Raw genomic sequence first — 15,115 nt, 5'->3', positions numbered from 1 at the left:
TATGGAAAATACGTTTGAAAAAGACATTTTAGAAGGTTTAAAAGCCAAAAACAAATACTTATCTTCCAAGTATTTTTACGATGATAATGGAAGCCGCATCTTTCAGGAAATTATGCAAATGCCGGAATATTATCTAACCGATTCTGAATTTGAAATCTTGTCATTACAAGCCAAACAAATCGTGGAAGCTTTAGAGTTTGAACAACCGTTTAATATTATTGAACTTGGAGCTGGTGATGGTTTTAAAACTTTTAAATTATTAGAGTATTTAGTTAATAAAGACATCCCATTTAATTATGTGCCAATTGATATTTCTCAGGAGGCTATTACCTTGCTTTCTGAAAAGTTAAAAGAACGCTTGCCTAAACTATCTATCCAGCCAAAGGTTGGTGATTATTTTGAGATATTACGTGAAACGTCAGAGCATAAAACACCAAGTTTATTATTGTTTTTAGGAAGTAATATTGGAAACTATTCTGAAGAAAAAGCCAGGAAGCTTCTACGACTTTTTAATGATAATATGAATATCAATGATAAGCTGCTTATTGGTATCGATTTAAAGAAAAACCCCATTATAATTCATAACGCTTATTATGATAAAGCTGGTGTGACAAAACGGTTTAACCTCAATCTGTTAATCCGTATAAATAGAGAATTAGGAGCCGATTTTAAAATCGATGATTTTGATTTTTATTGTCACTACAATCCTATAAATGGTGAAGTGAAAAGCTATATAGTAAGTCTAAAAGCGCAAACAGTTTATATTAAAGATTTAAATACTTCTATAGGTTTTAAACAAAATGAATTGATATGGACAGAACTTTCAAAAAAATATACACTTTCTGAAATTGAAGACTTATCTGAGCAAACCAATTTTAGCATTAATAAACACTTTTTAGATTGTAAGCATTATTTTACAGATAGCCTTTGGGAAAAATTAGCTTAAGAATCAATATCTTTAGGGATACAGATAAAAAGTAACCTTTTAATACCTTTTTTTTGTAATCTAAACTATAAACAATGACCAACTTTAAGAAATTAACTACACTTTTTATAATCAGTTTTTTAATTAATGCTTGTGCAACTTATAAAGCGCAATATAAAGAAGAGGGTAGCGCAGAGGCTGTTCGACCAAACAAAGAAATAGATAGAACATTCTATCTAATTGGCGATGCGGGAAAATCACCCCAAGGCGGCATGTCTAAAGCTTTAACCGCTTTTAATAATCATATTGCTAATAAAGATACTAAAGGAGATTATACACTATTCTTGGGTGATAATATTTATCCTGAAGGATTGCCGGCAAAAGATGAAGAAGGAAGAGCAGCAGCTGAAAATGCGCTTAATGGTCAAATTAAAGCTGTTAAAAATTTTAAAGGTGAGGTCTTATTTATTCCGGGAAATCACGATTGGTATGCCGACAGACTGAAAGGCCTCAAACGACAAGAAAAATATATTGAAGACGCACTCGGAAAAAATACATTTCAGCCAGAAAATGGTTGTCCGTTAGAAAGTATTGATGTGGGTGAAACCATTCAATTAATTGTTATTGATACCCAATGGTACTTAGAAGACTGGAATAAAAACCCGACGATAAACGATGAATGTGAAATCAAAACCAGAGAACGCTTTTTTGAAGAAATTGAAGGCGAAATAAAAAAGGCTCAAAACAAAACCATTGTATTTGCAATGCATCATCCTATGTATACCAATGGTGTTCATGGTGGTTATTATGCGGCAAAAAAACATTTATATCCGACGCAAAGTAAATTCCCTGTACCGATTTTTGCGTCTCTAATCACACAAATTAGAACACAAGGCGGTGTGTCTATTCAGGATCGATATAACGAACAATACAATAAGTTAATGAACCGTTTAGAAACCTTGGCATTTGAATCTGAAAACCTAGTCTTTGTTTCTGGTCATGAACATACGCTTCAGTACATTGAAAACGAACGAATCAAACAAATAGTTTCTGGAGCAGGCGCTAAAGAATCTTTTGCTCAATTAAGTAATAACGGACTGTTTTCCTACGGAAAGCAAGGATTTGCAGAATTAACTGTTTACAAAGATGGAAGCAGTTGGGTGAGTATTTATGGGGAAGAAAATGGGCAACCAAAACTACTTTTTGCCAAAGAAATTTACGAGCCAACAAAAGATTATGACGTCTCAAAATTACCAGATACATTTCCGCAGGAGATAGAAACGTCAATCTATACAAAAGAAGCGACCGATAAATCGAAATTTTTTGAATCTGTTTGGGGTGACCACTATCGTGATGTCTACAGTACAACAATCACAGCGAAAGTGGCAACATTAGATACTTTGTATGGAGGACTTGAAGTTGTAAGAGCAGGTGGCGGTCACCAAACTCGATCTATACGTTTAAAAACCAAAGATGGTCGAGAACTCAATATGCGTGCTTTAAAAAAGAGCGCCACACAGTATTTACAAGCAGTTGTATTTAAAGATACATATATTGAAGATGAATTTGAAAAAACTGCCGTTGAAGGATTGATACAAGATTTTTATACTGCTGCTCATCCCTATGCGTTTATGGTGGTTCCAGATTTGTCTGACGCTGCACAAATTTATCATACCAATCCTAAAATATATTATATACCAAAGCATAAGCACTTAGGAAAATACAATAATGACTATGGCGATGAATTGTATATGATTGAAGAGCGTCCAGAAGAAAATTACACCGACGAGCGCAACTTTGGTTTTGCTGATGATATTGAAAGTACTCACGATATTATTGAGAAAGTGAGAGAAGATGAAAAATATAAAATTGATGATAATGCTTACGTAAGAGCACGCTTATTTGATATGCTAATTGGAGATTGGGATAGACATCAAGACCAATGGCGTTGGGCACAGTTTGATCAGGAAAATGGTGACAAGTGGTTTCGTCCTATACCAAGAGATAGAGATCAGGTGTTTTCTAATTTTGATGGTGCCTTATTAGATGTTATGCGAATTATTTCAGGTTCCACCAAGCAATTACAAGTGTATGATGAAGAACTTAAAGATATTGAGTGGATGAATGCTGCAGGTATAAAACTTGACCGTGTCATGGTTCAGCAGGCAACGAAAGAAAAATGGTTAGAACACGCTCAGTTTTTACAGGAAAATATAACCGATGAAGTCATTGAAAAAGCCTTCTCAAAAGTTCCTGAAGCCGTTCATGACGAGACTTTAGAGGATATAAAAAAGAAACTTAAAGGCAGACGTTCTAATCTACTGGACATCGCTGCTAGATATTATGAAGTATTAAACGAACTGGTTATTTTAACAGGAACCGATAAAGATGATTATATCGAAGTTAACAGAATTGGCGACAACGAAACCCATGTTAAAATATCCAGAATTAAAGATGGTGAAAAAGGCGAGGTGATTGTCGACAAAACTTTTAATAAAAACATCACGAAAGAGATTTGGATTTACGGTTTAGACGATAAAGATGTTTTTGAAGTGACAGGTAAAGCTAATAATCTCATTTTTACAAGACTTATTGGTGGGCAGGAAAATGATACTTATATCATTAAATCTGGTCGAAGAGTTAAAGTTTATGACCACGAAAGCAAACCCAACACTATTAAAGAAAATAAAGGAGGCACAATTAGATTAACCGATATCTATAAACTCAACCTCTTCGATTATCAAAAACATATTGTAAATAAAAGTGTGATTACCCCAGCAATTGGCTTTAATCCAGATGACGGAATGTCGCTAGGGTTGCAGTTTGTGAAGACTAAAAATGGGTTTCAGCGTAATCCGTTTTCTCAACAGCATCGCTTCAGAGGAGGTTATTTTTTTGCTACTAGCGGATTTTCACTTCTGTATGATGGGGAGTTTGCCAATATTATGAACGATTGGAATTTACACGTAGGTGGTCAGTTTACCTCAGAAAATTTCACCAATAACTTTTTTGGCTACGGAAATGAAACCGAAAACCTAGATGATGAGCTGGACCTCGATTATAACCGAGTCAAAACAAGTATTTATATGGCTAAAGCCGGAATTCTGAAAAAAGGAAATTTTGGTAGTGATTATGGTTTTAGAGCCATTTTTGAAGCGATTGAAATTGAAGATACACCAGACAGATTTATAACCGATTTTGTCCCATCATCATTTGAAGAATTTTATGAAAGACGTCTCTTTGGTGCTTTAGAAGCCGAATATAAATATGCAAGTTTTGATAATAAACTCAATCCTACTCGAGGCATGACATTTTTATTCAATGTTGGTGGTAAAACCGAATTTAAAGACACAAAAAACACCTATGGGTATCTCAATTCTAATTTAGGCTTTTATAACGCTTTAAGCCGAGATAGAAAACTAGTTTTAAAAACAGATGCGAGATTACAAGTAAGGGTTGGTGATGATTTAGTGTTCTACCAAGCGGCTAATATTGGTGGACGAAACGGATTACGAGGTTACCGAACCGAGCGTTTTACAGGAAAAAATTCATTTGTTGGTAGTGCCGATTTACGCTATAGTTTTGAATCGTTTAAAACCAAAACCTTACCACTTCAAATTGGAGTTTTTGGTGGATTTGATGTGGGTCGTGTATGGATCAAAGGAGATTATTCTGATAAATGGCATAACGATTATGGTGGCGGATTTTGGATTACTGCTGCTGAAAGCCTTTCAGGAACATTCAACCTTTTTAACAGTACCGAAGGTCTGCGATTCTCGTTTGGATTTGGGCTTAATTTCTAAGCTTGATGAAACGCTACATAAGTTCAACATTATCTTACATTTTTAAGCTGGAAAGTAAAATAGCGTTCTATCCTTCGGTATTGAGTCTTGTAGGACTGCTATTTGCTTTTGTAATGTTTTATTTAGAAAGCAAAGGGATTTCTAAATACTTACTCGAAAATGCACCTGTTTTAGTAGTTAATGATACTGAAACTGCAAGAAGCCTGCTCACTACGTTTATTGCAGGTTTAATTTCAATAATGGTCTTTAGTTTTTCAATGGTAATGATATTACTTAATCAGGCCTCAAGTAATTTTTCTCCAAGAATATTACCAGGTTTAATTTCCAATAGAAGGCATCAAATCATACTCGGAGTCTATAATTTTACTTTACTCTACTGCATCTTTACTTTAGTGTCTATAGAACCCGATGGGAATAAATATCAGCTACCTGGATTTTCAGTACTCTTGGCTATTTTTGCGATGACATGTTGCCTAGCAGCTTTTATTTATTTTATACATTCAATATCTCAGGAAATTCAAGTCAATAATATCATGGATCGTATTTTTGAGACCGCTAAGTGTAGATTGAAAATTCTTATAGAGTCGCAAGTGAAAGCAGATTTTGAAGATTCATCAAACTGGACTATCATATATTCAACCAAGTCTGGTTATTTTCAAGACTTAAATATTAATGCACTTAAAGAAATTTCAGAATCTAAAAATTTAAAATTAGAAATTATACCTATTAAAGGAAGGTATGTATTAAAAGGTCTACCTTTAGCTAAATCGAATGTAACATTGAATGATGATGTGATTGATGAAGTTTGTAGTACATTTCGTTTTTCAAGAAGTGAATTGGTTGAAGATAATTATTTACTCGCGTTTAAACAGATAACTGAAATCGCAGTGAAAGCTATGTCTCCAGGTATTAACGACCCAGGAACGGCAATCAATGCCATTGATTATTTAACTGAATTATTTGCAATTAGACTTCAAAAATACGACTCAAATATCGTTTGTAATTCAGATGATGTACCTGTCTTAAAAATCAATTCTGTTGATTTTAAAGACTTATTATTTCAGGTCATGGCAGCTTTAAGAACCTACTGTAAGCATGATGTAATTATTGTTCAAAAACTCGTTCTAATGCTTAATTTTCTCAAAACTCGCAAAGGAGTTAAGTTACAAAGCTACATAACTGCTGTCGAGCAGGAATTAAATAACCTTAGAGAAGACGCTACGGGAAGTTTAAAAAATGATGCCGATTTAACACTCATAAAACACATGATTCATTAACACATAAAACTCTATGCTATGGCTTCTAACCCAACTTTAATATGCATCCCAGACATTAGCGGATTTACGCGTTTTATGAGCGATACCAATATTGAGCTAAGTGCCAAAGTTATTCCTGCACTTTTAAATAAAATTATTTATGCTAATGAAATTGGTTTAAGAGTTTCTGAAATTGAAGGTGATGCAATCTTGTTTTTTAAAAAAGGAAAACTCCCTTCGTTTGAAGATTTAATAAGTCAGTGTAAAACATTTTTCACTCAATTTTATCTGCAATTAGAAGCCTTGTCTCAACAATACAGTGAAGAACATGGTATCGATCAAGTACCAAAACTTGGATTGAAAATTATTCTGCATTATGGAGAACATGTAGAGTCTGTTCAAATCGGAAATCGAATCAAGCTTATGGGAGAAGATGTCATTGTTGCCCATCGCTTATTAAAAAATGACATCGAAGAAAATGAATACTTATTAATTTCAGAAAATGTATTAAACCAATACCAACCTAAGGATATCAAACGCAATTTTGGTTGGGGAGAATTGCAAGGTGACGAAATACGTTACAAACATTTAGGTGACATCAATTACAGTTATGTAAAAGTGCATAAGTTGTTAGAATAGCCTTGGTATTAGTCTAAATTAAAACTATATAAATTCCCGCCTTCGTTTTTGGTTTGTTCATCAGTAATAAGCACTTTGTTTGAACTGATAAAATTGATGCCTTCTTTTTGAGACTTATGTTCAAATGTTTGCGATTCTATAGTGCCGCTTAAAAAATCGTCAGCAGTAAAATCGGTAAGTTTCCAAAGGCGTTCATGGTTCAGTAATACTACAGTTTTGCCATCATCACTAATATCTGCTGAGGTCACTTTAGTGTTTTTTCCTTTTAATTTTACTTCAGAAATATAAGTCGCAACATGATCGCCAACTTGATTAGGAACCTTAATGAGCTCACATTTTTTATGGTCTTTACTAAACATATAGAAATTGCCATTATATAGAAAAAACGATTCAAAATCTTCCGATTTCATGTCTTTAGGAAGTTTAAAAGTAATCACTTCGGCAGTAACAGACGATCCTTCAGCATTTTCAGGATGCGAGACTTTATAAATGGCAAAATTCTTTCGCTTTTTCGAATTGTTTCCAAAGTCGCCAATATAGATATTACCGTCTGTGTCTGAAGTTAAATCTTCCCAGTCAATATTCTGAACATTTTCAATTTCGAGATTTTTTTCAACCTTAACCTTAGTATCTAAACCATACAAATTATTTTTATTTCCCGCATCTTCAATGACCCATAGCATATTTGAGTTTTGTGTTTTTTCTATGGCCGAAATTTCTTTTAAACCAGCAGGCAAACTTGCGAGTGGTGTTAATTTTCCGGTTTGACACGATGTGGTAAAAAACAGGCTTAGGATTAGGAGAAGTATATTGAAATGCATAGGTTAAAATTATAAAATAAATAAATGAGTTTTTCTTCAGAATCAAAAATCTAAACTCTTAAAGATTATATAAAACTTATTTTTTTAAGTTTCTATAGCTTGAATTTAATACTTTTATAGCCTATGCAAAAAACTCTCAAAATAGGGCACAGAGGGGCTAAAGCTCATACTGCCGAAAATACAATAGCATCTATTGAAAAAGCATTAGACATAGGTGTAGACGGCATTGAAATTGACGTGCATAGATGTGCCTCTGGAGAATTGGTTGTTTTTCATGATTTCACTTTAGATCGAATGACTAACGGGACTGGTGAAGTCTCAAAACAGACTTTAACTGAATTGAAAACTCTAAAAGTTAGTGCGCAGTTTGAAATACCAACGCTTCAGGAAGTATTGGAAGTCATTAACAGACGTTGCTTACTTAATATTGAACTCAAAGGGAGTAATACAGCTCTTGAAACCTGCCGTGTCATCTCACAGTATATAGATAAAAACGAATGGGCAATTGACGATTTTTTAATCTCCAGTTTTCAGCATCATGAGCTGGAGAACGTATTCAAAACACAGCCCAAATATAGGATAGGTGTTTTAACCAAAGCTAGTGTCAATGATGCTTTAGAGTTTGCTAAAACCGTAAATGCTTATGCACTACATCCAAATTATGCTTTACTTACAAAGGCGAATGTGAAATTAGCTCAAGATGAAGGCTATAAAGTAATTACATGGACGGTTAATGATGAAGAATCCATAGAACGTATGGTATCCTACGGAGTTGATGCTATAATTTCAGATTATCCCGAAAAATTATGAATACATACGACGTTATAATCGTTGGAGGTGGCGCTGCGGGTTTTTTTGCAGCGATCAATATTGCTGAACAAAATCAGAAATTAAAAATAGCCATCCTTGAACGTGGAAAAAGCGGACTCCAGAAAGTTAAAATCTCAGGAGGTGGACGCTGTAATGTGACTCATGCCGAATTTATACCTTCGGAACTGGTGCAAAATTATCCCAGAGGCGAAAAAGAACTCTTAGGACCTTTTCATCAGTTCATGACTGGAGATACAATTCAATGGTTTGAAGATAGAGGTGTCGCGCTTAAAATTGAGGAGGACGGACGCATGTTTCCGGTGAGCAATAGTTCTCAAACTATTATTGATTGCTTTCTTAATGAAGCTGAAAAGCATCAGGTAGAGATTTTGTATAATCATGCGTTGAAATCCTTGTCTCCAATTGACAACCAATGGCTTTTAGAAACTTCTCAAGGCGATTTTTTTACTAAAAAAGTAATGCTCGCTACAGGAAGTAATCCAAAAATATGGTCGCTTTTAGAGAATTTAAATCATACAATTACAAACCCCGTACCCTCATTATTTACCTTCGATATTAAAGATCAACGTATTAAAGGGATTCCTGGTGTTGTCGCTTTAGATGTTGAGGTTAAAGTGGTTAATTCTAACTTGTGGAGTGAAGGTCCTTTGCTAATTACGCACGTTGGAATGAGCGCTCCAGCCATTTTAAAACTCTCTGCTTTTGGTGCTGTTGAATTAGCAAAACGGGATTATAATTTTGAGATAGAAATCAATTTTATAAAACAAACTTTTGAAGATTGCCTTAGTCAGTTGAAACTTTTAAAACAAGATTTAGCTAAAAAAACAGTTTTCAAATCGGCACAATTTGAATTGCCTAAACGCTTGTGGCAAAAGTTGGTACTAGCGGCTCACATGACTCAGGAAACCCGATGGGCCAATCTTAATAAATCTCAAATGGAAGATTTGGCATCACAGCTTACCCAAGCCATTTTTAAAGTCACAGGAAAAAGCACCTTTAAAGAAGAGTTTGTCACTGCTGGCGGAATTAATTTAAAGGAAGTGAATTTTAAAACCTTCGAAAGTAAGCTTTACAACAACCTCTATTTTGCTGGCGAAATTTTGAATATTGATGCGGTAACGGGCGGATTTAATTTTCAGAACGCCTGGTCTGGTGCTTATATCGCTGCAAAACACATATCACAATCATGAGAACTTATATTGTATTATTAAGAGGAATTAATGTTGGCGGCTATAAAAAAGTACCCATGGCCGAATTACGTGAGTTACTTACTGAAACCGGATTTGAAGAGGTGAACACCTATATTCAATCCGGAAATATTATTCTTCAGTCGTCTGAGACTGCCGTTCAAATTGAAGCGAAAGTCAAAACGGCTATACAATCGCATTTCGGATTTGAAGTTTCTGTGATTGCTAAAACCAGAAGCGAATTAATACAAATTTTTGAAGCTTGCCCCTTTTCCGAAGAACAAATGGAAAACAGCTATTTTATTTTACTGAGTGATATTCCTGATGCTGAAAAGGTAGACGAGGTCAATCAAATTACCTATAATAATGAAGTATTTCATATTATGGATGACTGCCTTTATTTTTATGCGTCAATAGGCTACGGTAATTCAAAATTCAACATGAATATGTTTGAGAAAAAATTAAAAGTAAATGCCACCTCTAGAAATTATAAAACAATGGTGAAGTTAATAGCAATGTCTTCTGAAAATGAAAAAGACCATTAGATAATGCTTACTTTTGTACAACATAAATTAAATAATTATAAAAGTCTGTTTTGAACAGTCTTTGTCTTCTGATTAGTTGCTATGACAGAAAAAGATTTTATCCCAAAACGGTATTCCAAAACTTTAAAAAACGGAAGGTTTATCTGGGCCGCTCCGAGTAATATTGCTTTGGTCAAATATTGGGGAAAAAAGGCACACCAAATTCCCGAAAACCCTTCGGTTAGTTTTACCTTAGACTATTGTAAAACAACTACAAGTCTGAGTTTTTCTGAAAGGGAAAATGATCAAAATTTTTCTTTTGAAGTGCTTTTAGATGGGAAAGTTAAAGACGATTTTAAACCCAAAATTGAAACGTTTTTTAAGCGTATTGAAAGTTATTTGCCATTTTTAAAGGATTATCATTTTAAGATTGAAACCTCCAATTCGTTTCCTCACAGTTCAGGTATTGCTTCGTCGGCTTCAGGAATGAGTGCTTTGGCTTTATGTTTAATGAGTATTGAGAAAGCCATGTATCAAACCGAAATGTCTTCTGATTATTTCAATAAAAAAGCCTCTTTTTTAGCACGTTTGGGCTCTGGGAGCGCTTGCCGAAGTATTGAAGGCGATCTCATTGTTTGGGGAGCGCATCAGGATATTGATGATAGTTCCAATTTGTACGGCGTGACATATCCGTTTGAAGTCCATGATAACTTTAAAAATTATCAAGACACTATTTTGCTGGTCGATAAAGGTGAAAAGCAGGTGAGTAGTACAGTTGGTCATAATTTAATGCATAATCATCCCTTTGCAAATCGACGTTTTGAGCAAGCTCACGAACATATGTCAGAATTGATTTCAATTTTTAAAACAGGCAATTTAGACGCTTTTATTGAAATTGTTGAGCGTGAGGCTCTAACCTTGCATGCCATGATGATGACCAGTTTGCCTTATTTTATTTTGATGAAGCCCAATACCTTAGAAATTATTAATAAGATTTGGTCTTTTAGATCAGCAACCAATTCTAAGGTCTGCTTTACTTTAGATGCAGGCGCGAATGTGCATGTGCTTTATCCAAAAAATGAATCGGAAGCGGTTATGGAATTCATTAAGAATGAATTAGTTGTATATTGTCAAAACGAACATTATATTAGCGACCAAATTGGCTTTGGTGCAAACCAAATACAATTTTAATACGTATATTTGTTAAAGGAAATTGCTCAAAATACATGAAAGGACCTCTATTTTATTCTAAAATCTTATTGTTTGGCGAATACGGCATCATCAAAGACTCCAAAGGATTATCCATTCCTTATAATTTTTATAATGGTGCTTTAAAGACCGATGAAAATCCGTCACAAGAGGCTATTAAGTCTAATGAAAGTCTCAACCGATTCGTATCGTATTTAAAAAATATTGATGCTGATTTAGTGATTTTTGATATTGAAACTTTAGCTCAAGATGTTGCAGCAGGTATGTATTTTGATTCTTCAATTCCGCAAGGTTATGGCGTTGGGAGTAGTGGTGCTTTAGTTGCTGCTATTTATGATAAATACGCTCAGGATAAAATTACTGTTTTAGAGAATTTAACCAGAGAAAAATTATTAAAACTCAAAGCGATTTTTTCTGAAATGGAATCGTTTTTCCACGGTAAATCATCTGGACTAGATCCTTTGAATAGCTATTTGAGTATTCCAATTTTAATCAATTCTAAAGATCATATTGAAGCTACCGGAATTCCTGCGCAGCCAACCGATGGCAAAGGAGCTGTGTTTTTATTAGATTCTGGAATTATTGGAGAAACGGCACCTATGGTTCGTATCTTCATGGAAAATATGAAGCAGGAAGGCTTCAGAAGTATGCTTAAAGATCAGTTTATCAAGCATACCGATGCTTGTGTAGAGGATTTCTTAAAAGGTGACGTTAAATCATTATTTAAAAACACGAAGCAATTATCTAAAGTGGTATTAAATCATTTTAAACCTATGATTCCGAAGCAATTTCATGAGCTTTGGAAAAAAGGAATAGAAACCAATGAGTATTACCTTAAGCTTTGTGGTTCTGGTGGTGGCGGTTATATCTTAGGATTTACCCAGGATATAGAAACGGCTAAGCAATCGCTAAAAGATTATAAATTAGAAGTGGTTTATAACTTCTAATCTCTTGTCATTCTGAACTCGTTTCAGAATCTCATCAACCATTTTTTATGTTTAACCGAAGACAAAAACATATTCTACTTAAGTTTTTTAGCATGTTTTCTGTCGTTCGTGGTTATAACATTCTTATAATTGTGATTGCTCAATATCTGACATCAATCTATATTTTAGCACATGACAAACCTCTTAAAAGCATTCTATTTGATATCAATCTCTTAATGCTGGTTTTGGCTTCTGCCGCAACGATAGCTGCAGGATATATCATTAATAACTTCTACGACTCGGAGAAGGATTTAATTAATCGACCTAATAAATCCAAACTCGATCGGTTGGTCAGTCAAAATACAAAGCTGTCGTTTTATTTTGTCTTAAATTTTTCCGCCGTAATTATGGCGAGTTATGTGTCGTTTAATGCGGTGTTATTTTTCTCTGTTTATATTTTTGGTATATGGTTTTATTCGCATAAACTGAAAAAGCTTCCATTTATTGGAAATCTCACTTCCGCAGTATTGACCATTCTACCATTTTTTGCCATTTTTCTTTATTACAAAAATTTCGAAACGGTCATTTTTGTGCATGCAGTTTTCTTGTTTTTAATGATTTCTATGCGTGAACTGACCAAAGATTTAGAAAACATGAAAGGCGATTTGTTATTAAACTACAAAACCATTCCAATTGTCTATGGCGAGAAAGCTTCAAAAGTGATGCTAAGCTTGTTAATTCTACTTACAAGTATTCCTGTATATCTGTTGCTCTATCGTTATGATGTTGGCCATATGGATTTATTTTTTTACCTCTCTGTAATTTTACTCCTTATTTTTCTACTATTACTTTGGAAATCGAATACCAAAACACATTATCTTATCCTTCATAATATCTTAAAATTTATTATTGTGGCTGGTGTGTTTTGTATCGTTTTAATAAATGTCAACGTTGTTTTAAATCGCATCTAAATGAATCATCAACTCAAAGTTGCTTTAGCTCAGATTGCACCAGTTTGGTTGCATAAATCTGAAACTCTGTCAAGAGTAGAGCAAACCATCCTGGAAGCCTCAAAAGAAAATGCCGAGCTGATTGTTTTTGGAGAAGGTTTAGTGCCAGGATATCCGTTTTGGCTGGCTTTAACCGGAGGCGCAGAGTGGGATACCAAGGTAAATAAAGAATTGCACGCTCATTATGTTAACAATTCTGTTAGTATTGAAAAGGGAGATTTAGATGTCATTTGTCAATTAGCCAAAGACCATAAAATGGCTGTGTATTTGGGTGTTATCGAACGTCCTGAAGATCGTGGAGGTCATAGTATTTATGCGTCACTAGTTTATATAAATCAGGAAGGAGTCATTCAATCTGTACATCGAAAACTTCAACCTACTTATGATGAGCGTTTAACCTGGGCGCCAGGTGATGGAAACGGCTTACAAGTACATGCATTAAAAGCATTTACAGTTGGCGGTTTAAATTGTTGGGAAAATTGGATGCCTTTACCCAGAGCAGCACTCTACGGTTTAGGTGAAAATTTACATATTGCAGTTTGGCCAGGAAGTGATCATAATACCAAGGATATTACCCGTTTTATAGCCAGAGAATCACGTTCGTTTGTAATTTCGGTATCGGGTTTAATGACTGCGGAAGACTTTCCGAAAGATACACCACATCTGGATCTTATCTTGGAAAAAGCCCCTGAAATTTTAGCTAATGGCGGAAGCTGTATTGCGGGACCAGATGGCGAATGGATTGTAGCGCCTGTTTTACACAAAAAAGGACTGATTTATCAAACTATTGATTTTAATCGTGTTTTAGAAGAACGCCAAAATTTTGATCCTGTAGGTCATTATTCCAGACCTGATGTCACTAAATTGGTTGTAAATCGTGAACGCCAATCTACGGTTTCATTTAAATCTTAAACAAGCAATTAGTCAAATTCCCAACTCAACTTTCTTAATTTAGTCTAGTTGTTGTATTTCAAAAACTTAGCTAAAATATGTAGGAAGTGTTATATAAGCTAAAGGTTTTAAAAATTGGTTATTTACAATTTTAATTCCAAACTAGGTTTTGAGATTTGGTTACGGTATCTTTGCGGAAAAATTAGTTATAATGAGCAGACAGCAAGGACGTGGCGGAAAAGGAAAACCATCAGGAAGAGGAGCAAGTAAACCGACCAATAAGCGATCGGGTAGAGGTGGCGATAATGCTAAAGGAAAAAGTTTTGCACGCGGCAATGCACCTGTAAAAAAGAAACCAGCTACCGCTTCAAAATCATCAAATCCTGATGAAATCAGATTGAATAAATACATCGCAAATTCGGGTATTTGCTCACGTAGAGATGCCGATATGCATATTTCTGTAGGAAGTGTAACTGTAAACGGAAAAGTAGTCACCGAAATGGGCTACAAAGTGAAGTTAGATGATGAGGTTAGATTTGATGGCGCTAGAATAAATCCGGAAAAGAAAACCTATGTCTTGCTTAATAAACCCAAAGGCTTTGCTACCACAACTAGTGAGAGTAAAGGTAGAACGGTTATGGATTTGGTCGCTAATGCAACCAATGCACGAATAAAACCGATAGGTCGTTTAGGTCGAAACTCTACAGGATTATTATTGTTTACAAATGACGATGTTGTTGTAAAAAAATTCACTAATTCTAAAAACGGTGTGTCGCGTTTATTTGAGATTGAATTAGATAAAAACTTGAAGTTTGAAGATTATAAAAAAATTCAGGACGGATTCAAAATAGAAGGCAAATTGGTTTCCGTAGAAGAGATTAGTTATATCGACGGGCAACCAAAAACCAAAATTGGCCTTAAAATAAAGAACACCGGAAACACAATTTTACATACCATTTTTGATCATTTAAAATATGATATCATTCGTGTAGATTGTGTGCAAATTGGCCATCTTACCAAAAAAGACTTGCCTCGTGGCCATTGGAAACATCTTACCGAACAAGAGGTGAATACCTTACAAATGCTTTAAAAG

Annotated in this window: 13 protein-coding genes; 12 read left to right on the top strand and 1 reads right to left on the bottom strand. The window is 34.6% G+C overall.

Going from position 1 to position 15,115, the window contains the following annotated elements; translation table 11 throughout:
* The first annotated feature begins 1 nt into the window (after position 1).
* The 4 genes from N4270_RS01985 to N4270_RS01970 all read left to right on the top strand — a co-directional run bounded on the left by N4270_RS01985 (position 2) and on the right by N4270_RS01970 (position 6,623).
* Positions 2-946 carry an L-histidine N(alpha)-methyltransferase gene (locus N4270_RS01985; RefSeq protein WP_260095117.1) on the top strand — a complete coding sequence of 315 codons (945 nt, stop codon included), beginning with the start codon at positions 2-4 and terminating at the stop codon, positions 944-946.
* 74 nt (positions 947-1,020) lie between these two features.
* Positions 1,021-4,728 (top strand): metallophosphoesterase, encoded by a 3,708-nt coding sequence (locus N4270_RS01980; RefSeq protein WP_260095116.1) that lies wholly within the window; start codon positions 1,021-1,023, stop codon positions 4,726-4,728.
* A 5-nt stretch (positions 4,729-4,733) separates the two neighbouring features.
* Positions 4,734-6,005 (top strand): DUF2254 domain-containing protein, encoded by a 1,272-nt coding sequence (locus N4270_RS01975; RefSeq protein ID WP_260095115.1) that lies wholly within the window; start codon positions 4,734-4,736, stop codon positions 6,003-6,005.
* Between the two features lie 18 nt (positions 6,006-6,023).
* A complete protein-coding gene (locus tag N4270_RS01970) occupies positions 6,024-6,623 on the top strand; it encodes a DUF2652 domain-containing protein (RefSeq protein ID WP_260095114.1) in 600 nt (199 codons plus the stop codon).
* Positions 6,624-6,631: 8 nt separating this feature from the next.
* Here N4270_RS01970 and N4270_RS01965 read toward each other — a convergent pair whose 3' ends face one another.
* A complete protein-coding gene (locus N4270_RS01965; protein WP_260095113.1) occupies positions 6,632-7,444 on the bottom strand; it encodes a hypothetical protein in 813 nt (270 codons plus the stop codon).
* Between the two features lie 123 nt (positions 7,445-7,567).
* On the opposite strand from N4270_RS01965, the gene N4270_RS01960 reads away from it, so the two are divergent.
* The 8 genes from N4270_RS01960 to N4270_RS01925 all read left to right on the top strand — a co-directional run bounded on the left by N4270_RS01960 (position 7,568) and on the right by N4270_RS01925 (position 15,112).
* On the top strand, positions 7,568-8,254 hold the full coding sequence (locus tag N4270_RS01960; RefSeq protein WP_260095112.1) for a glycerophosphodiester phosphodiesterase family protein: 687 nt from the start codon (positions 7,568-7,570) through the stop codon (positions 8,252-8,254).
* Complete coding sequence (locus N4270_RS01955) at positions 8,251-9,465, top strand: NAD(P)/FAD-dependent oxidoreductase (RefSeq protein ID WP_260095111.1); 1,215 nt, start codon at positions 8,251-8,253, stop codon at positions 9,463-9,465. Before N4270_RS01960 ends, N4270_RS01955 begins: the two co-directional genes overlap by 4 nt.
* Positions 9,462-10,007, top strand: a complete 546-nt coding sequence (locus tag N4270_RS01950) for a DUF1697 domain-containing protein (protein ID WP_260095110.1) — start codon at positions 9,462-9,464, stop codon at positions 10,005-10,007. The genes N4270_RS01955 and N4270_RS01950 overlap by 4 nt, the downstream gene beginning before the upstream one ends.
* Before the next feature lie 81 nt (positions 10,008-10,088).
* Positions 10,089-11,177, top strand: a complete 1,089-nt coding sequence (locus N4270_RS01945) for a diphosphomevalonate/mevalonate 3,5-bisphosphate decarboxylase family protein (RefSeq protein ID WP_260095109.1) — start codon at positions 10,089-10,091, stop codon at positions 11,175-11,177.
* 35 nt (positions 11,178-11,212) lie between these two features.
* Positions 11,213-12,142 (top strand): mevalonate kinase, encoded by a 930-nt coding sequence (locus tag N4270_RS01940; protein WP_260095108.1) that lies wholly within the window; start codon positions 11,213-11,215, stop codon positions 12,140-12,142.
* Between the two features lie 47 nt (positions 12,143-12,189).
* Positions 12,190-13,092, top strand: a complete 903-nt coding sequence (locus tag N4270_RS01935) for a geranylgeranylglycerol-phosphate geranylgeranyltransferase (protein ID WP_260095107.1) — start codon at positions 12,190-12,192, stop codon at positions 13,090-13,092.
* The gene (locus N4270_RS01930; protein WP_260095106.1) at positions 13,093-14,043 is read left to right on the top strand and encodes a carbon-nitrogen hydrolase family protein; all 951 of its coding nucleotides are present in this window, start codon (positions 13,093-13,095) and stop codon (positions 14,041-14,043) included. It abuts the gene before it with no gap.
* Positions 14,044-14,233: 190 nt separating this feature from the next.
* A complete protein-coding gene (locus N4270_RS01925; RefSeq protein WP_260095105.1) occupies positions 14,234-15,112 on the top strand; it encodes a pseudouridine synthase in 879 nt (292 codons plus the stop codon).
* Positions 15,113-15,115: the final 3 nt, after the last annotated feature.

This window comes from Psychroserpens sp. SPM9, from assembly GCF_025153525.1.
Taxonomy (GTDB): Bacteria; Bacteroidota; Bacteroidia; order Flavobacteriales; family Flavobacteriaceae; genus Psychroserpens.
This window is presented reverse-complemented; position numbering and strand designations above follow the sequence as displayed.